The sequence below is a fragment of the Microbacterium forte genome (genome assembly GCF_031885415.1).
In the GTDB taxonomy this organism is placed as follows: Bacteria; Actinomycetota; Actinomycetes; order Actinomycetales; family Microbacteriaceae; genus Microbacterium; species Microbacterium forte.
The window spans coordinates 256,943-275,698 of record NZ_CP116871.1 but is presented as its reverse complement, the minus strand read 5'-3'; the positions used below and the strand labels follow the sequence as shown (position 1 = coordinate 275,698).

Below are 18,756 nucleotides of genomic sequence, written 5' to 3'. Positions count from 1 at the left end.
GACAGCGTTCCCCAGTCTAGAGCACGCGGGACGATGGGCTCGCCCGCCGTCCGGGCGTCAGCCCCGGTTCACGCTCTGCGTCCGCCTCACGCGGCCGTCACGGAATCGCGTTCCAGGAACGATGATCCCCAGTCCCACCGTGCTGCAGAAGCCACCACAGATCCATGGAATTACTGGAAGGGCGGAGCGTTGTAAAGGGGGGTAATGGGTCGGACCTCGGCGCTATGCTGAAATGACTCGCGCGCCCAGCGCACATCACACACCCTTCCGTAGCGTTGCGGACTGCGATCGTGCAATCCGGGCGCTCTCGAACAGTTGCAGAAGGGCTTCACAGTGTCGGAATTGCAGTGGGATGAGATCGACCGACGCGCGGTGGACACCGCGCGTCTTCTGGCTGCGGATGCCGTGGAGAAGGTCGGCAACGGCCACCCCGGCACCGCGATGAGCCTGGCTCCGGCCGCGTATCTCCTCTACCAGCGGGTGCTGCGTCACGACCCGACCGACACCGACTGGCTCGGCCGCGACCGCTTCATCCTCTCGGTCGGACACTCCTCCCTCACCCAGTACGTGCAGCTCTACCTGGGCGGCTTCGGCCTCGAGCTCGACGACCTCAAGGCGCTGCGCACCTGGGGCTCGCTCACCCCCGGGCACCCCGAGTACGGCCACACCAAGGGCGTCGAGATCACCACCGGCCCGCTCGGCCAGGGACTCGCCTCCGCGGTGGGCTTCGCCTACGCCGCTCGCTACGAGCGCGGTCTCTTCGACCCCGAGGCGGCCGCGGGCACCAGCCCGTTCGACCACTTCGTCTACGTGATCGCCGGCGACGGCGACCTCCAGGAGGGCGTCACCAGCGAAGCGTCCTCGCTCGCGGGCCACCAGGAGCTCGGCAACCTCATCGCGATCTACGACTCCAACCAGATCTCGATCGAGGACGACACGAACGTCGCCTTCACTGAAGACGTCGCGAAGCGCTACGAGGCCTACGGCTGGCAGGTACAGACCGTCGATTGGAAGAAGTCGGGCGAGTACGTCGAAGACGTCGCCGAGCTCCATGCCGCCATCGAGGCCGCCAAGGGCGAGACCTCCAAGCCGTCGCTCATCATCCTGAAGACGATCATCGGCTGGCCGTCGCCGGGCAAGCAGAACTCCGGCAAGATCCACGGATCGGCACTGGGTGGCGACGAGCTCGCCGCGACCAAGAAGGTCCTCGGATTCGACGCCGACGAGCAGTTCGCGATCGCCGACGACGTCCTCGCCCGCACACGCGGCCTGGCAGAGCGTGCCGCCGAGAGCCGTGCCGCATGGCAGCAGTCGTTCGATGCGTGGGCCGCCGCGAACCCCGAGCGCAAGGCCCTCCTCGACCGCCTCGAGGCCAAGGAGCTGCCGGCCGACATCGCCTCGGCGCTCCCCGTGTTCGAGAGCGGCAAGGACGTCTCGACCCGCGCGGCGTCAGGGCAGGTCATCAACGCCCTCGCCGCCGAGCTTCCCGAGCTCTGGGGCGGCTCGGCCGACCTCGCCGAATCGAACCTCACCACGATCAAGGACTCCAAGTCCTTCATCCCCGCCGAGTGGTCGACGCACGAGTGGTCGGGCGACCCCTACGGCCGTGTGCTGCACTTCGGCATCCGCGAGCATGCCATGGGCGCGATCGTCAACGGCATCGTGCTGCATGGTCCGACTCGCGCCTTCGGTGGCACGTTCCTCATCTTCAGCGACTACATGCGCCCGCCGGTGCGTCTGGCCGCTCTCATGAACGTCCCCAGCATCTTCGTCTGGACGCACGACTCCGTCGCACTCGGCGAAGACGGGCCCACGCACCAGCCGATCGAGCAGATCGCGACGCTGCGCGCCATCCCCAACTTCACCCTGGTGCGCCCTGCCGACGCCAACGAGACCTCAGCCGCATGGCTCGAGATCCTCCGTCGGCATGAGGGCCCGGCCGGCATCGCCCTGACCCGACAGAACATCCCGGTGTTCGAGCGCGGACAGGGCACAGCGGAGGGCGATGTCTTCGCATCGACCGACGGCGTCGCTAAGGGCGCCTATGTGCTCGCCGAGGCTCCGAACGGCACCCCCGACGTGATCATCATCGCGACGGGCTCCGAGGTGCAGCTCGCCGTCGACGCCCGCGCGGCACTCGCCGAGGAGGGCGTCAACGTGCGCGTCGTCTCCGCTCCGTCCCTGGAGTGGTTCGAGGAGCAGGACGAGGCATACCGCGAGTCGGTCCTGCCGAAGGCCGTCACGGCGCGTGTCTCGGTCGAGGCGGGTTCCGTGCTCAGCTGGCGCGGCATCGTGGGCGACCGTGGCCGCTCGGTCGGCATCGACCACTTCGGCGCCTCCGCCGACTACAAGACCCTGTTCCAGAAGTTCGGCATCACCACCGAGGCCGTCATCGCGGCCGCACGCGAGACCATCAAGGAGAACGCATGAGCACCCCCACCGCAGACCTCGCAGCAGCCGGTGTCAGCATCTGGCTCGACGACCTGTCACGCACCCGCATCTCCTCCGGCAACCTCGCCGAGCTGATCGAGACCCGCAACGTCGTCGGCGTCACGACCAACCCGACGATCTTCGCCAACGCGATCACCGACAAGAACAACACCTCGTACGACGCACAGGTCACCGAGCTCGCTGCGTCCGGCGCGACGGCCGAAGAAGCCGTCTTCGCCGCGACGACGCAGGACGTCGCCGCCGCGCTCGACATCTTCCGCCCCGTGTGGGAGAAGTCGGGTCACGTCGACGGCCGCGTCTCGATCGAGGTCTCCCCCGACCTCGCACATGACACCGAGGGCACCGTCGAGCAGGCCAAGAAGCTCTGGGCCAAGGTCGACCGCCCGAACCTGCTCGTGAAGATCCCCGCGACGAAGGCGGGCCTGCCGGCCATCACCGAGGCGATCGCGGCGGGCATCAGCGTCAACGTCACCCTGATCTTCAGCCTCGAGCGCTACGCCGAGGTCATCGACGCCTACCTGACCGGACTCGAGCGCGCGCACAGCGCCGACTTCGATCTGTCGAGCATCCACTCCGTCGCCTCGTTCTTCGTCTCGCGCGTCGACACCGAGACCGACAAGCGCCTCTCGGCGATCGGCACCGACGAGGCCGAGGCGCTCAAGAGCAAGGCCGGACTCGCGAACGCGCGTCTCGCCTACGAGCTCTACGAGCAGAAGTTCGCCGAGAAGCGCGCGCAGGACCTCATCAAGCTCGGCGCGAACACTCAGCGTCCGCTCTGGGCCTCGACCGGTGTCAAGGATCCGGCGCTGCCCGACACTCTGTATGTCACCGAGCTCGTCGCGAAGGACGTCGTCAACACGATGCCCGAGCAGACGCTCGAAGCGACCTTCGACCACGGCGTCGTCACCGGTGACACCATCACCGGTGGCTACGAGGACGCGCGAGCGGTGTTCGCCGGCCTCGAGGCTCTGGGAATCGACTTCACCGACGTGACCCAGGTGCTCGAGGACGAGGGCGTCGCCAAGTTCATCGACTCGTGGCACGACCTGCTGACGCAGGTGGCCGAGGGCCTCGAGGCGCAGCGATGACCTTTGCGATCCACGCCTCCGGCGCGGCTCGGGTCGCGATCGACGAGACGGTCCCCGCTCTCGTCCACGACCTCGTCGCCTCGCGTGTGACCGGCGGCGACGCGGCCCTGTGGGGCCCGGCAGCCGAATCGGAGGCGTCGATCCGCCTGGGGTGGGTCGAGGCGGTGTCCGTCTCGCGGCCCCTGGTCGCCGAGATCGCCGCCCTGCGCGCCGACCTGCAGGCGAAAGGCGTGACGCGCGTCGTGCTCGCGGGCATGGGCGGATCGTCGCTCGCCCCCGAGGTGATCGCCCAGACCGCCGGTGTCCCGCTGACGATCCTCGACTCGACCGCCCCCGGCCAGGTGCTCGCCGCGCTCGACGAGGGCCTGCAGAACACCGCACTCGTGGTGTCGTCGAAGTCGGGCTCGACCGTCGAGACCGACTCGCAGCGTCGCACGTTTGAAGCCGCGTTCCGCGACGTGGGCATCGATCCGCTCGAGCGCATCATCGTGGTCACCGACCCGGGCTCGCCGCTCGATGTCTCGGCTCGCGAGGCGGGGTACCGCGTCTTCAACGCCGACCCGAACGTCGGAGGACGCTACTCGGCGCTCACCGCCTTCGGTCTCGTCCCGTCCGGGCTCGCCGGAGCCGACATCGACGAGCTCCTGAACGAGGCCGACGCCTCGCTCCTCGAGGTCGCGATCGACTCCGCCGACAACCCGGCTCTGCGGCTCGCTGCCGCGATCTCCGCCACGTCGCCTCGCCGCGACAAGCTGGGTCTGATCACCGACGGCACGCACATCAACGGCCTGCCCGACTGGATCGAGCAGCTCATCGCCGAATCCACCGGCAAGGACAGCACCGGCATCCTGCCCGTCGTCCTCCTGCCTGTGTCGCCCGAGCTCGACGCGAAGCCGTCGGACCTGCAGATCGTGCGTCTGGTCGACGACGCGAACGAGTTCCACCTCCGCGAACGGCACGAGGGCGAGATCCTGGTCAGCGGATCGCTGGGCGCTCAGCTCGTCGTGTGGGAGTACGCGACGGCGATCGCGGGCTACCTGCTCGGCATCAACCCCTTCGACCAGCCCGACGTCGAGTCCGCCAAGGTGGCGGCTCGCGGCCTGCTCGACGCCCGTCCCGCGCCGACCGCTCCCGCATTCGTCGAGAACGGCGTCGAGGTTCGCGTATCCGACCCCGCTCTCGCGGCGTCCGGAACCGTCGAGGGCGTGCTCGACGCGCTGTGGGCGGCACTGCCGGAAGATGGATACGTGTCGATCCAGGCATACGTCAACCGGCTCGACGTCCCGCAGCTGCAGGGGCTCCGCGAGCTCGTCGCCGCGGACTCCGGTCGGCCGACGACTTTCGGTTGGGGACCCCGGTTCCTGCACTCCACCGGCCAGTATCACAAGGGCGGACCGGCGCAGGGCGTGTTCCTGCAGATCCTGGAGCGCACCGACGTCGATCTCGAGATCCCCGAGCGACCGTTCACGTTCGGCCAGCTCATCGAGGCACAGGCGGCCGGCGATGCCGGCGTCCTGGCCGAGCACGGCCGCCCGGTCGTCTCCCTGACGATCACCGATTCGTCGGCCGACGTCCTCACCCTCTTCGAAGCCGCACAGAAGTAACAGCCAGGAGAATCCCCCACTGATGTCTGTTCCCATCTCGCGCGGGCACAACCCGCTGCGTGACCCCGATGATCGCCGTCTCAACCGGATCGCAGGGCCCAGCGCTCTCGTGATCTTCGGTGTGACCGGAGATCTGTCACGCAAGAAGCTCATGCCCGCCGTCTACGACCTCGCCAACCGCGGGCTCCTGCCACCCGGGTTCGCTCTCGTCGGCTTCGCCCGACGCGACTGGGAGGACCAGGACTTCGCCCAGGTCGTCTACGACGCCGTGAAGCAGCACGCGCGCACGCCGTTCCGCGAGGAGACGTGGGCGCAGCTGCTCCAGGGCATCCGGTTCGTCTCGGGCGAGTTCGACAACCCCGAGTCGTTCCGCAAGCTCCGTGAGACCGTCGACCAGCTCGACGTCGAACGCGGCACGATGGGCAACCACGCGTTCTACCTGTCGATCCCGCCGAAGGACTTCCCTCTCGTCGCGAAGCAGCTCAAGGACTCGGGCCTCGTCGGGGCGAACGACGATGACGACGAGCGCTGGCGCCGTGTGGTGATCGAGAAGCCGTTCGGCCACGACCTCGAGTCGGCGCGCGAGCTCAACGCCGCCCTCGAAGTGGCGTTCTCGGCCGACTCGATCTTCCGCATCGACCACTACCTCGGCAAGGAGACGGTCCAGAACATCCTGGCGCTGCGCTTCGCGAACGAGCTCTACGAGCCGATCTGGAACCGCAACTACGTCGACCACGTGCAGATCACGATGGCCGAGGACATCGGTGTCGGCGGCCGTGCGGGCTACTACGACGGAGTCGGCGCGGCGCGCGACGTCATCCAGAACCACCTGCTGCAGCTGCTGGCGCTCACCGCGATGGAAGAGCCGATCAGTCTGTCCGCCGAGCACCTGCGTGCCGAGAAGGAGAAGGTGCTCGCGGCGGTGCACGTTCCCGAGGACCTCGCACTCGCCACGGCCCGCGGTCAGTACGCGGGCGGCTGGCAGGGTGGCGAGCAGGTCACGGGCTTCCTCGACGAGGACGGGATGAACCCGGAATCCGCCACCGAGACATATGCCGCGATCAAGCTCGAGATCGACACCCGTCGCTGGTCCGGTGTCCCGTTCTACCTCCGGACGGGCAAGCGTCTCGGTCGACGTGTCACCGAGGTCGCCGTCGTGTTCAAGAAGGCTCCGGAGCATCTGTTCGGCCGCTCGAACACGTCGGAGCTCGGCCAGAACGCGCTCGTGATCCGCGTGCAGCCCGATGAGGGCGTCACGATCCGCTTCGGCTCGAAGGTGCCGGGCAACGGAACCAACGTCCGCGACGTCACGATGGACTTCGGCTACGGCCACGCGTTCACCGAGGCGAGCCCCGAGGCATACGAACGGCTGATCCTCGACGTCCTCCTGGGCGATCCGCCGCTGTTCCCGCGCCACGAGGAGGTCGAGCTCTCCTGGAAGATCCTCGACCCCGTGGAGGAGTACTGGGCAGCCGAGGGCGGCCCGGTCGACCAGTACGCACCCGGTTCATGGGGTCCGGCATCCGCCGACGACCTCCTTGCCCGTGACGGACGAGTCTGGAGACGCCCATGATCATCGACCTTCCCGACACGACCGTCAGCCAGGTCGCCAAGCAGCTCGTCAAGGTGCGCGAAGAAGGCGGCGCCGTCGCGCTCGGCCGTGTGCTCACGCTGATCATCTCGGCCCGCAACGGCGTGGCTGAAGCCGCGATCGACGCGGCCAACGACGCCTCGCGCGAGCACCCCATGCGCGTCATCGTGCTCACCACGGGCGACGGAGAATCGCGACTCGATGCGCAGATCCGCGTCGGCGGCGACGCCGGAGCATCCGAGGTGGTCGTCCTCCACGCCTACGGCGACGCTGCGAGCAACGAGGAGAGCCTCGTCACGGGACTGCTCCTGCCCGACGCCCCTGTCGTCGCCTGGTGGCCCGAAGAGGCACCGACGTCGCCCGCCGCGTCGCCGCTCGGCAAGATCGCGCAGCGACGCATCACGGATGCCGCGACGGCACCCGACGTGCGCGAACGCCTCGCGCAGCTCGGCGAGACGCATGCTCCGGGAGACACCGACCTCGCCTGGACGCGTCTGACACACTGGCGCGAGCAGCTCGCAGCCGTGCTCGATCAGCCGCCGTTCCAAGAGGTGACCGCAGTCGAGGTGCGTGGCGGATCCGCCTCGCCGTCGACCGCGCTGCTGGCAGCATGGCTGCAGATGGCCCTCGACGTGCCGGTCAAGTGGTCGTACGAAGACCCGGAGCACTGGCAAGAGGGCATCAAGTCGGTGCGGCTGCACCGCTCGTCCGGAGACATCCTGCTCGAGCGCCCGACGCCCGGCGTGGCGGTGCTGACGCAGCCTGATCAGCCCGACCACGATCTGCACCTCCCCCGCCGCACGCTGCGCGAGTGCCTCGCCGAGGAGCTGCGTCGCCTCGACCCTGACGTCCTGTACGGTCGAGTGATCACCGAGGGCTGGGAGAAGCTGGGTCCGCCCGAGACAGGAGAATGATGTCGACGCAGACAGCATCCGCTGAGAAGCGGGTCGTGGTCGAACCGACGCCGGCGGCACTCGCCGCGAGCGTGGCCGACCGATTCCTGACGCGCCTTCGTGCCCGCACGCGCAACGGCCGCATCGCTCATATCGCCCTCACGGGCGGTTCGATGGGCGGCGCGGTCCTACGCGCGACGCGCGACGACGCTCGGTCGGCTCAGATCGACTGGTCGCTGGTGCACTTCTGGTGGGGCGATGAGCGCTTCGTCGCTCGCGACGACGCCGACCGCAACGCCGTGCAGTCGCGGGAGGCTCTCCTCGACCACATCCCGGTTCCTGCGGAGAACGTGCACGAGGTCGCAGCCGCGGGCGAGGGTCTGACCCTCGACGAGGCTGCCGCCGCCTATGCCGCGGAGCTCGCACGCTACGGCACCGAGGACCACCCGTGGCCATCGTTCGCCGTCTGCTTCCTCGGCGTGGGTCCTGACGGCCACATCGCCTCGCTCTTCCCCGATCGCACCGAGGTCACGGTGACCGATGCCGCCGCTCTGCCGGTGCGTGACTCCCCCAAGCCGCCGCCTGAGCGAGTCACACTGACGCGACCGGTGCTGAACGCCTCGAAGCGTGTCTGGCTCGTTCTCACGGGCGCAGACAAGGCGTCGGCGCTCGGCCTCGCCCTCGCCGGTGCGAGCTACACGAACGTCCCGGCAGCCGGCGCCAAGGGTCGCAAGCGCACGGTGTTCTTCGTCGACGAGGCCGCGGCCTCAGAGGTCTCACCCGACCTGATCGATCCCGCCTACTGAGCCTGACCGGCCAGCGAACGATCTCAGGCGTCTTTCGACCCACTGCCCGTGCTGTCGTCGCTTCCGCGAGTGATACCGAGGTCCTGGCTGTCGCTGAGCACCTGAGGGTGATAGCGAGCCAGTCCGACGACGCCCCACACGGCGATAGCTCCCGCGATCGCGAAGATCACGAGAACCCACGGCGGCGCGGCGGCCGCCTCACCGAGGACGACCATGCCGATGAGCACGGCGATCAGAGGGTCGACGACAGTGAGGCCGGCGATGACGAGATCCGGCGGGCCCGAGCTGTAGGCGGTCTGCACGAAGTAGGCTCCGACAGCCGCAGCGGCGATCAGAGCGATCACACACACGATGGTGATCCAGTCGAAGTTGCCCGCCTGGACGCGCTTGATGACGACCTTCGCGAGCGTAGCCACGAATCCGTAGAGGATGCCCGCACCGACGATGTAGAAGAGCGCGCGCATGCGGTGACGAAGGACGAGCCAGCATGCGCCGAGGATGATGATCACGACCAACAGGATCGCCAGGATCGTGAACAGCTCGGTGTCGGTGACTTCCTTCTCGGTGGCGAAGATCGCCGCGAAGAAGACGAAGAGGAAGATTCCACCTACACAGCAGACGATCGCGGTGATCGACTGCTTGGTCGGTGAGTGCCCCGAGATGCGGGCGTTGAGCAGCGTCGTCATGACGAGAGCGATCGCACCGAGCGGCTGAACGACGATCAGGGGCGCCACAGTGAGAGCTGCGAGTTGGCACACGATGGCCAAGCCGAGCATCAGCGTCCCTACGAGCCACGACGGCCGCGTCAGCAACCCGCGGACCTGGGCCATCGAAAGGCCGGATGCGCCGTCCGCGCCGCTCAGTCGCTCCATCTTCTCCACGCCGCGATGCTGATACTGCGCACCGAGCGACATGAAGACCGCACCCGCGAGTGCGAGGGGGATGCCGAGGAGCAGTCCCGGGTTCTGGAACGCGCCTACCAACTGGTCGGTGACGTCTTCCGCCCCAGTCGTCCATACGGAGATGCTCACGCTTCGACCCTACCCGGCGATGCGCGCCGAGTAGGGTTATGGCGTGGCTGTTCTTCCTATTCGCATCATGGGCGATCCCGTCCTGCACTCCCCCGCATCCGTCGTCGAGGACATCACCGACGACATCCGAACGCTCGTCGCCGACATGTTCGAGACGATGGACACCGCTCCCGGCGTCGGTCTGGCCGCGCCCCAGGTCGGCGTGCCCCTGCGCATCTACACCTACGCATACGTCGACGACGACGACCAGCCGTGGCGCGGAGTCATCATCAACCCCGAACTCTGGATGGTGCCGCTGGAGCCCGGCGAGCCTGACGACGACCTCGAATCGGAAGGGTGTCTCTCGTTCCCCGGCGAGCGATTCCCGCTGCGTCGCTCCGAACGGGTGCGCGTCATAGGAACCGATCTCGACGGCTCGCCTGTCGAGATCTCCGTCGATGGCTGGCGTGCGCGCATCATGCAGCACGAGTTCGACCACCTGGACGGCATCCTCTACATCGACCGCCTCTCGGACGGCGACTGGAAGACCGTGCAGAAGATCGCCAAGAAGCGCGGATGGGGCAAGCCCGGCGCCAGCTGGGTCCCCGGCATCGACGATCTGGAAGGCTGACCTAACCTTTCAGCCCAGTCAAAGCGTTCTCGGAGTTGCATCACAGACTCGGAGCCGGATAGCGTGCTTGAGGCGGGATATCGATATGCCCGCTCACGAAGGCTCTGGAGGGGACGAAATGATGAAGATGCGCACGCGACGCGCACTGGCGCTGGCAGGTTCTGCCGTAGCGCTGTCGGTCGCACTGACCGGCTGTAGCGCGCTCAACGGAATTCTGGGCGGAGGCTCCGGCGACGCAGACCGCGACGAGGAATCCGGCCAGGTCACCGAGAGCGCGAACATCGACATCTTCTCGCTGAAGCTCGGTGACTGCAAGATGGCCAGCGACACCGGCCTGATCGAGGACGCCGACGTCGTGCCGTGCGACCAGCCGCACGACGAAGAGGTCTACTACGAGATCACGATGGACGACGGCGAGTTCTCGGAGGAGAACATCGACGCCGCTTCGCAGGAGTGCATCGGCGACGCCTACACGAGCTTCGTCGGCATCGCGTTCAACGACTCCGTGCTCGAGGTCTACCCGATCACGCCGACCCAGCAGACCTGGGACGAGCTGAACGACCGCGTCGTCCAGTGTGTCATCTCCGACCCCGCTGGCCAGACCACCGGCTCGCTCAAGGGCGCTGCACGTTGATCTGACTCGGATTCGCACAACGAGGCCCCGTCAACTCGACGGGGCCTCGTTCGCGTTCATGGAGGCGGCATTTCGCCCCGCTCGATGGACGCGACCGAGGACATGCCACGCAAAGGGAAAAGCCCCTCCGAAGAGGGGCTTTTCATTGGCTCCCCGGCTTGGACTCGAACCAAGAACCTGCCGGTTCCGAGTCGATCGCGGCCGTGGCACCGATCCGATATATAACGACTGAGCGACATGAGGACGCCGAGGCTGCATAAGTTGCCGCGTGCATCCTTGAACGTGCATTCAATGGATCTATGGATGTACCGATGAAGAATGACAAGATCCTGTCCGCCTACGAAACGTGGCTGCGTGCGAGCTCACGGAGCGACGGAACGATCAAACTGCGGATGCGCCACGTGCGCGCGCTCGCTCGTCGGTTACCTCTAGCCTTAGCGCGCGAACGACAGTTACAGGAAGTCCTCGGCGACTGCCGGCACCTGTCCACGGAGACACGACACTCGATGCTGGCGAGCTGGCGGCTGTTCTACGGCTGGGCGGTCACCAAGCGGTTCATCATGGCCGATCCGACAGCCGAGCTGGAGAGCATTCCCGTTCCGGTACGGATGCCGCGCGTGGCACGCGATCGGGACATACTGATGGCGCTCCAGGGCTCGACGCCGCGCGATCGCGGGCTTGTGATGCTCGGACGCTACGCCTGTCTGCGGCTCACGGAGATCTCGACGCTCCACATGCGCGATCGCGACGGCGATCTGCTGCGCGTGCTCGGCAAGGGCAACAAGGAACGCATCGTGTACGTGAACGACGATCTCGCGCACGCGCTCACGCGGATCGAACTCGAGCAACCGCGCGGCTTCTACTTTCCCGGCGGCACCGACGGGCACATGCATCCGCAATCGGTGCACAAGATCATCAAGCGGCTCACGGGCTGGAATCCGCACGCGCTGCGCCACGCCGGCGCGACGGCGGCCTACCGGGCGACGGGCGATCTCAGGGCCGTGCAAGACATGCTCGGGCACGCCTCGCTGCTCACGACTCAGCGCTACCTACACCTCGACGATGCTGCGCGGCGCGCTGCGGCGGCGGGAACGATCATCCGGCCGCCTTCGTCGCTGGCGGCTTAGGGGTCGTCGTCGCCGGCGGCTTACCCCACCAGATCTCGACCTTGCCGGGGCCGGTCTTATCGACCGTGCGAGTCCCGATCAGTTCCTCGAACTGATCGGGACTCAGCTCGTCCAGCCGCTGCGCAAGCAACTCGATCGCCGCCCACGGGCGCAAATCGGGATCCATCGTCTGATCGTCGCGCATGGCGATCACCTGAGCAAGCAGCGACTTCGTTTCTCCCATGCGAGGGAGTCTATGCCGTCGTCAGCGTGCGAGCGAGCCCGGACGGTAGACGACACCGACGCCGCCGCCGATGATGCCCATGACGGTCGTGGCGACGCCGCCGGTCGCGAGCACCTGGCCGGCGATCTCGGGAAACCAGATGCCGGCGACGCCTGATGCGAGCGCGGATGCGGCGGCGGTTCCTAGCGTCGCCCAGTACACCGCGTCACGCACGTTGACCGGCACGGTAGGACGGTACTCGTCCGTCTCGATGGCGGCGCGCGCTGCGGCTCGGCGCGCGGCTCGGGTGGGGGCTGTCTCACTCATCATCGGTATGGCCTTTCTTCTGGATGGTGTCTACTCGGGCGGTCAGTGCTCGGTGGTCGCGGGTCAGGGCGCGGTGATCGGTGCGAAGTCCGCGAACGTCCTCTCGGATGCCGCCGATATCGCGGCGGAGGTCGTTGAACCATCCGCGCGTTTCTGAATGGCGGCTGTCGTTCTCTTCGCGCATGTTGGTGTCGTGGTGGTTCACAACCTGCTCACGCGTGGCCGCGGTGTCTCGGCGGACGGCTGTCGTCTCGCGGCGGACGTTGCCGACGCGCTTGGCGAGGATGCCGAGGACGGCGAGGGTGATCGCCTGCACGCCGGTGATGCAGGCGACCATGACGGCATCACTCACGTGGCCGGCCCTTGATCGCCTTGTGCAGTGCCTGGACACGAGTCCAGTCGCCGCCACGGTCGGCGATGGTCGGGATGAGGTCGGGGATCGTGCCGTTGGCGGCTGGCTGTGCGCCGAAGAATGCGACGGAGACGAGAGCGCGCGAGTAGCCGGTGAGCTTCTCGATCTTGCCGCTCTCGGTGCCGTAGTAGAGGGTGCCGCTCTCGGGTGCGTCGCCGATCTTGGCGACGACGTTCCAGATGGGTGAGGTCATGGTGAGTTCATCCTGTTCTGTCGTGAGAGCGCCGCCTGCCGGCGCGGGGTCGAATCGGCGCGTGTCGAGATGGGGGAAGTACTCGCCGTGCCAGGGCTCGTGCTTGGCGAGGTTGTGGGGGTAGAGCGCGGTCTGTCGCCATCCGTTGGCTCGCCATACGGCGGCGGCTGCGGGGTCGTACCAGTCGTCAGAGTCGGCGGCGTCGCCTGAGCAGTGCACGGAGTCCTCAGCGCCGAGCGCGAACGGCGCTTTGGGCGCCCACGGGCCGCCGTTGAGGTAGCGCTCGTAGGCGAGCCACTTGCGGCGGTTCTCGTTGGCCTTCTCGGGCGATCTGCCGGCCTCGTTGATGTCGGCGAGGCGACCGAGCTGGCGATCGATGCGGAGGATGGATGCTGCCGCCGCGGGAGACGCCCAGCCACGCCCGTGGCCAAGATCAACTTGAGTGGTCACGTCAGACCTCCAAAGATGAGCGCGTAGACGGCGAGAGCTTCGAGCAGCGCGGCACGGCTGTTCTCGTGCAGCGTGTCGAGCATGAGCAGGTGTGCGAGCGCTTGGTCGTAGGTGCCGATCACCGCCTCGAAGTCGATCAGCGGCCAGTCGCGCGCCTGGGCGATCGAGTACAGATGAGCGGATAGCGCCTCTGCCTCGACGCGCGTGCGTGCGCCTCCCAGTCCGCCGGGGTTCACGATGATGACGGGGACGCCTCGGGCCGCGAGAGCGTCGTAGTAGGTCGTGATGGCGAATAGGTTGGTTATCTCGTTGGTGCCGAGCGCGCTGATGACGAAATCGGGATCAGTGGCGGGGCCGGCGACGATGGTAGACCATCGCCCCGTGCTGCCTCCTGGCGACCAGTCCGACGCCGCGGACGACGGGCGCGCGGGGTTGCTGATGATGAGTCCCGGCGTGGAGTACGAGAGACGGATGCCGGCGACGTAGAGATCGGCTGTCGCTGCGATCGTGACCGTCAGCGGCCCTGGTGCGATGCCGGCGAGATCGATGGCATGGAAACCGGATACCGCGGGGATCGTGATTGCCTGTGATGTGCCGTTGATCGTGAGTGTGGCCGCGCCGCCGCCGGGAATGCGCGCGAGCAGCTTGGCGCCGGATGCGGTGACGGTGCCCGTGAACGTGACCGACTTGGTGGCGGTCGAGCCGGCGGTCGTCGGCTGGAGACCGATCGAGGTCGTCGGGCTCGGCGACATGCCGGCGGACGTCCATCGAGCGTCCATCACGCCGTTGTCGGCCTGAACGAAACCTTCGAGCGCGTCGAGCAGCCGGCGCAGTTGCGTCGGCCATGACACGACCGTTCCCAGGTACTCGGAAGACTTGGAATCGGCGGTGACGAGCAGCGAGCACGTGTCGCGTCCGAGCATGGCGCGCATCACCTTCTGGCGAATGGTGAGCAGCGCGGGGCTCTCGGCGTTGAACACCGGCGCTTTGAACGTCGCGGTGACACCGGGGCGGGATACCTCAGTGCGCGACACGAAGTCTTTCGCGATCGCCCGGCGGCCCGTCTCGTCGAGCGCAAGCGCATCGGTGAGGGTAAGGAAGTAAGTCACGGGACGATCACCACAGGCTGACCATCCGCCACGCCGGGGAGTGCCGCCGGCCAGCCCGCACGCGTCTTGCTCTGCAGGACGGTGCTGATCGGCAGGCCGGCAATGGCGAACTGCACGAAGACGGCCACAGAGTCATTCACTGACAGACGAACGATGTTGCCGCCGGTGTTGATCCGGTAGTCATGAGTCGTCGTGTAGAAGGGGCGGAACGGTGCAAGATCCGTTCGCGAGAAAAGCTGCCAGGAGAGCCCCGCGGCCTCGGGAGGAAGAACGATCTTGTCGAAGATCCAGTCAACATCGGACCCCTCGCGCATCATGAGCAGCCGGCCCGACGCGATGCGCCCGGGAGTGATCAGTCCGGTGATATCCCGGACGCCGGTGAACGACGCGGCATCGGATGCCTGCCCGTCGAAAAGGAGCTGCGCACGGCCCACGCCGGTGTTGACGTTGCTGTCGATCTCAGCGCGGGTTACGAGGGTCTTGTTCTTCTCAGCCATGTCGCTGGTCTCCTACCAGATGAGTTCCGGCGCGGACGCCGATGGGGTCGGGAATGGTGTTGCGCGGGCGACGAGAGCGGCGTTCTCGTCGGGGATGAGGTAGTGAGTCGCGGCGGGCGCTGCGGGGCCGTCCCACACCCATTTCCCGGCTTCAAGGTGCACGCACTTGACGAGTCGGATGACAGTTGCGTCGAGCGCGTCCTCAACCGCGCCTGGCACGAAGTCTTCGACAATGTCCTCGACCACGTCTTTGAGCGGGCCTGTGGGGTCGAGTTGCTCATCGATGAACCGGTCAATGTCCTCGGCCATCTGCTGCAGCTCGGGGCCGAGATTCTTCGCCTTGCTCGCGCCGTCCGGGTAACGGATGTTGTTGGGGGTGACTCCAGCCATCAGGCGGTCACTCCTTTCGTGACGTTCCCGAGATCGGCGATGAGCATGTCGTCGTCGAAGTCGGAGATGAGGGGCGCGTCGATCGTGACGAGCTGGTTGATGGTGATGCCGGCGCGGGTGCGGATGGCGGGGGCGAGGGTCGCGTCGAGCGTCCAGCCCTTGAAATAGACGAGAGTGCCGCCGATGATCTCGTGCTCGGTGGCGGCCTCGTAGACCGGGGCGAAAACGCTGCCGGGGAAATAGAGAGGCAAGCCGTGAGACGTGCCGTCGATGAAGGCCGCATCGATCGCCGGCGGGTAGTCGAAGTGTCGCCAATCGATCCGGATACGAGGCAGGTTCACCTTGCCGTTGAGCTGGTTGAGGGTCGCGGCGGTGTCGTCTGCTGCGCGGCGCTGCCACACTCCCCCTTCGACGGGCGCGGGTGCGCCGGTCGAATACTTATCCATGAAGATCCGGGGGTTGATGTGCGCGCCGTTCACCCACGTCTCGAAGTGCAGGTGTGCGCCGTAGCTGTTGCCGGTGTTGCCGACGCGGCCGAGCGTGTCGCCGCGGTCGACCACGGTGCCGACGGGCACGCCGGGTTCGATCATGTGCGCGTAGAGCGTCCGAAGGTTGTTGCCATCGGCGTCGGTGCCGTGGTCGACCACGACGTAATTGCCCCATCCCTCGTGGAGCGTGACGGACGTGACGACGGTGCCGGCCCCGGCGGACGGGATGGGCTCGCCACTCGAGGCGGGGCCGCCTGAGAGGTCGATGCCCTCGTGGAATCCTGACGCGCGGTAGCCGTACTCGCTCGTGACGTAGGCGAGCGGGAACGGCCATGAAAACGACTCGGAAACCTCCGGGGCGAGCGTGGTCAGGATCTCGTTCATCACGCGGTGCTCGCGGCGTCCTGACGCCATGAAGTTGTAGCGATCGGTGTGCGCCTCGGTCGTCGCGTCGACACTGCTGAGCGGGTCGTTCTTGCCCGCGTCGGTGGGGCTGGGGCTGATGATCTGCACGACGTCGATGGCATCGGCTGCGCCGGTGCGCGCCTTGTAGCCTTCCGGCATCGCGACGATGCGAGCGGGAACCGTCGCGCCATCGGCGAGGGCGACGTCGAGCGTGTCGCCGTCCCACGTGAGTTCCACGCCGGCGGTCGCCGCCGGCCGGCCGATCGTCAGGCCGTTCGTGTGCGGGTCGTGGCGGACGTAGGCGAGCGGGTGCGCGTTGTAGATCCCCTCGACGTGGTTAAGCGCGCTGAAGTTGTCCGACGATGTGCGCCAGCGGGCGAGGCCGGGCGATCCCTCGGTGACCGGGTAGGGGTCGGCCCACTCGATCGAGGGGACGGGGACGCCGGCGGCGAGCAGCGCGGCGATGCGGTTCGCGGGGCGCTCGATGAACCAATAGTCCGGGCCGAGCACGTTCACGCCGACGGCCTCGTTACCGGGGCCGCGCGGGTGAATCTTCGCGAGGTCGGCGATGGTGTCGAAGCAGATGAGCATGAGCCGCCACACGCGGCGCTTGACGTTCAGCTTTGGATCGTTCATCTCGACGTGATCGATCTCGAAGTCGTCCACGCGGCCGCGGTAGATCGTTCGGCCGTCTGCGCGTACGACGGTGACGCGCTTGCCGATCAGGCCGGCAGACGATGCGATCTGGCCGTCGGTGTCGAGCACTTCGAGCTTGAGTGATGCGGGCTCGGCGGGCTGTAGGTGGTTCTGCCGGCCCCACGTGATCGCGAGGCCGCCGAGCGCGATGCGCTGCGAGAGCGACCACGAAGACGCGAGCTGCACGCCGTCGAGCGTGACCGTGGGGGCATCCGTCAGCGCCATGCGGTATCACCGCCGGCGAATGCGGGCGTGCGGCCGGTGCGCTCTGCACGCTTGTTCAGTACCTTCTCGATGGTGCGGCCGGTGCCCTCCACGTCGATCGCACCCTGAATCGTGACGTTCGTGTCGCCCTCGCGGATCGTTGGGGCCGAGCTGGTCGACCACGAGCTGAAGCCGCCGGCGCTTTCGCTGGACGACGCCGGCGCGATCGATCGGGCGGAGAACTCCATCACGGCGGGCGCGATCTCGGGGCCGCCGCCGCCGTTCCCGCCGCCGCCGCGGTGCGTGCGCGGGGTGTCCTCGGCTGCACCGAACAGTGAGCCGATCCAGCCGATCGCGTCCTTGATCCAGCCGATCGCGTTGTCGATCGCCGCCACGATGTTGTCCCACACTTCGCCGGCGATGCGGCCGACTTCTTCCCAGTTGGTGATGAGAAAGACGATGGCGGCCACGACCGCGGCGATTGCCAGGATGATGAGGCCGAGCGGGTTCGCGCTCATCGCGACGTTCCAGGCGATCTGCGCCGCGGTGGCGATCGCGGCGATGGTGCGGTACGCCGAGATCGCGCCGTTGGCGATGAGGATCGCGCCGGCGAACGTGCCGAGCACGATGGCGATGCCGGTCACGAGTTCGGTGTTCTCGCTCACCCATCCGGCGACGTCGGCGAGCATGGTCGAGAACTCGGCCATGATCGGGAGCAGACGTTCGCCGAGCACGGCCATCGCGTCTTCGTACTTCGCGTTGGCGATCTGCTGCGAGCCGGCGGCGGTGTCCGACTCTTTAGCGAACTGGCCTGTCACGTCGGCGGTCTGCTTGGTGAGCAGTGCGAGCACGGCCTGAGTCTCGGCGGCCTTCGCGGCTTCGCCCTCCAGGTCTGCCATGCCCATCGCGGCGAGCTGCGCGTTCACGTCGGCCTGCTTGATCGAGACGCCGTACTTCTCGATCGGGTCGCGCTCACCGCGCAGCAGCGAGGCGAGCGACGACACGGCGTCGGAGGTCGAGCCGCCGAACGTCGCGGCGAGATCCGCGCCGAGAGACACGAGATCGTCGGTCTGGCCGGCGAGGTCGTTCATGGGTACGCCCATGTTCTTGAGCTGCGAGCCGATGACGGATGACAGCTCCATGTACTGCGACTCGGCGAGCCCGACGTTCTCGGCCGCCTGGTCGGCCATCTTCTTGACCTCGTTGGCGTGGGTGCCGTAGACGGACTCGATCGCGCCCGTGGCTTGCTGGAGGTTCGATGCACTCTGGCCGGCCTGATAGGCGAGCGCGCCGATGCCGGCGGCGAGGATGGCCGCCCCGCCGGCGGCCTTGCCCATGCCGTCGTCAAAGGCCGCTACCTGCTTGTTCGTCTCGGCGAACTCGCGGCCCGCCTGCTTGCCGTCCGCGATGATGCGGATGGCGAGAACTGCACTCTTGCCGGCCATCAGGTCACCTCACTTTCCTGGCCTCGGCGCGCTCGTTGAGCAGCGTCACGAATGTCTCGATTACCTCGTCGGGTGCGTCGAGCAGGTAGGGCATCTGCTGCCC

19 protein-coding genes are annotated in these 18,756 nt (G+C 67.3%); 9 read left to right on the top strand and 10 right to left on the bottom strand.

From position 1 onward, the window contains the following. Positions 1-333 precede the first annotated feature (333 nt). From tkt to pgl, 6 genes are read left to right on the top strand one after another with little or no spacing between them, the layout of a single operon-like run. Entirely contained in the window at positions 334-2,430 is a 2,097-nt protein-coding gene (gene tkt / locus OB895_RS01390) for a transketolase (protein ID WP_079113991.1), read from the top strand. Continuing rightward, entirely contained in the window at positions 2,427-3,539 is a 1,113-nt protein-coding gene (tal, locus tag OB895_RS01385; RefSeq protein ID WP_311878695.1) for a transaldolase, read from the top strand. Before tkt ends, tal begins: the two co-directional genes overlap by 4 nt. Then, positions 3,536-5,143 carry a glucose-6-phosphate isomerase gene (locus tag OB895_RS01380; protein ID WP_042537592.1) on the top strand — a complete coding sequence of 536 codons (1,608 nt, stop codon included), beginning with the start codon at positions 3,536-3,538 and terminating at the stop codon, positions 5,141-5,143. Before tal ends, OB895_RS01380 begins: the two co-directional genes overlap by 4 nt. 22 nt (positions 5,144-5,165) lie before the next feature. Next, positions 5,166-6,716, top strand: coding sequence for a glucose-6-phosphate dehydrogenase (zwf, locus tag OB895_RS01375; RefSeq protein ID WP_042537594.1), 1,551 nt, complete (start codon positions 5,166-5,168; stop codon positions 6,714-6,716). After that, entirely contained in the window at positions 6,713-7,648 is a 936-nt protein-coding gene (locus tag OB895_RS01370) for a glucose-6-phosphate dehydrogenase assembly protein OpcA (RefSeq protein WP_079112947.1), read from the top strand. Before zwf ends, OB895_RS01370 begins: the two co-directional genes overlap by 4 nt. Beyond that, complete coding sequence (pgl, locus tag OB895_RS01365) at positions 7,648-8,433, top strand: 6-phosphogluconolactonase (protein ID WP_194285928.1); 786 nt, start codon at positions 7,648-7,650, stop codon at positions 8,431-8,433. Before OB895_RS01370 ends, pgl begins: the two co-directional genes overlap by 1 nt. A 23-nt stretch (positions 8,434-8,456) precedes the next feature. Here pgl and OB895_RS01360 read toward each other — a convergent pair whose 3' ends face one another. Beyond that, positions 8,457-9,458: a DMT family transporter gene (locus OB895_RS01360; protein WP_153302303.1), complete on the bottom strand. Its 1,002-nt coding sequence runs from the start codon at positions 9,456-9,458 to the stop codon at positions 8,457-8,459. A 49-nt stretch (positions 9,459-9,507) separates the two neighbouring features. On the opposite strand from OB895_RS01360, the gene def reads away from it, so the two are divergent. From def to OB895_RS01345, 3 genes are all read left to right on the top strand, one after another. Further along, positions 9,508-10,074 (top strand): peptide deformylase, encoded by a 567-nt coding sequence (gene def, locus OB895_RS01355; RefSeq protein WP_079112949.1) that lies wholly within the window; start codon positions 9,508-9,510, stop codon positions 10,072-10,074. 118 nt (positions 10,075-10,192) lie between these two features. After that, positions 10,193-10,708 (top strand): septum formation family protein, encoded by a 516-nt coding sequence (locus OB895_RS01350; protein ID WP_042537605.1) that lies wholly within the window; start codon positions 10,193-10,195, stop codon positions 10,706-10,708. 311 nt (positions 10,709-11,019) lie between these two features. Continuing rightward, positions 11,020-11,835: a tyrosine-type recombinase/integrase gene (locus tag OB895_RS01345; protein WP_311878693.1), complete on the top strand. Its 816-nt coding sequence runs from the start codon at positions 11,020-11,022 to the stop codon at positions 11,833-11,835. Here the strand turns inward: OB895_RS01345 and OB895_RS01340 are convergent. From OB895_RS01340 to OB895_RS01300, 9 genes are read right to left on the bottom strand one after another with little or no spacing between them, the layout of a single operon-like run. Beyond that, positions 11,804-12,058 (bottom strand): hypothetical protein, encoded by a 255-nt coding sequence (locus OB895_RS01340; protein ID WP_311878692.1) that lies wholly within the window; start codon positions 12,056-12,058, stop codon positions 11,804-11,806. The two genes, OB895_RS01345 and OB895_RS01340, sit on opposite strands and share 32 nt — an antisense overlap. Before the next feature lie 21 nt (positions 12,059-12,079). Further along, a complete protein-coding gene (locus OB895_RS01335; protein ID WP_311878690.1) occupies positions 12,080-12,367 on the bottom strand; it encodes a hypothetical protein in 288 nt (95 codons plus the stop codon). Beyond that, positions 12,357-12,716, bottom strand: coding sequence for a hypothetical protein (locus tag OB895_RS01330; protein WP_311878688.1), 360 nt, complete (start codon positions 12,714-12,716; stop codon positions 12,357-12,359). Before OB895_RS01330 ends, OB895_RS01335 begins: the two co-directional genes overlap by 11 nt. After that, on the bottom strand, positions 12,709-13,419 hold the full coding sequence (locus OB895_RS01325) for a M15 family metallopeptidase domain-containing protein (RefSeq protein WP_311878687.1): 711 nt from the start codon (positions 13,417-13,419) through the stop codon (positions 12,709-12,711). Before OB895_RS01325 ends, OB895_RS01330 begins: the two co-directional genes overlap by 8 nt. After that, positions 13,416-14,528, bottom strand: a complete 1,113-nt coding sequence (locus OB895_RS01320) for an SGNH/GDSL hydrolase family protein (RefSeq protein ID WP_311878686.1) — start codon at positions 14,526-14,528, stop codon at positions 13,416-13,418. Before OB895_RS01320 ends, OB895_RS01325 begins: the two co-directional genes overlap by 4 nt. Further along, positions 14,525-15,025 (bottom strand): hypothetical protein, encoded by a 501-nt coding sequence (locus OB895_RS01315; RefSeq protein ID WP_311878685.1) that lies wholly within the window; start codon positions 15,023-15,025, stop codon positions 14,525-14,527. Before OB895_RS01315 ends, OB895_RS01320 begins: the two co-directional genes overlap by 4 nt. A 12-nt stretch (positions 15,026-15,037) precedes the next feature. Then, positions 15,038-15,415: a hypothetical protein gene (locus tag OB895_RS01310; protein WP_311878684.1), complete on the bottom strand. Its 378-nt coding sequence runs from the start codon at positions 15,413-15,415 to the stop codon at positions 15,038-15,040. Beyond that, positions 15,415-17,229: a M23 family metallopeptidase gene (locus OB895_RS01305; RefSeq protein WP_311878683.1), complete on the bottom strand. Its 1,815-nt coding sequence runs from the start codon at positions 17,227-17,229 to the stop codon at positions 15,415-15,417. Before OB895_RS01305 ends, OB895_RS01310 begins: the two co-directional genes overlap by 1 nt. Continuing rightward, positions 17,220-18,653, bottom strand: a complete 1,434-nt coding sequence (locus OB895_RS01300; RefSeq protein WP_311878682.1) for a phage tail tape measure protein — start codon at positions 18,651-18,653, stop codon at positions 17,220-17,222. Before OB895_RS01300 ends, OB895_RS01305 begins: the two co-directional genes overlap by 10 nt. Between the last annotated feature and the right edge of the window lie 103 nt (positions 18,654-18,756).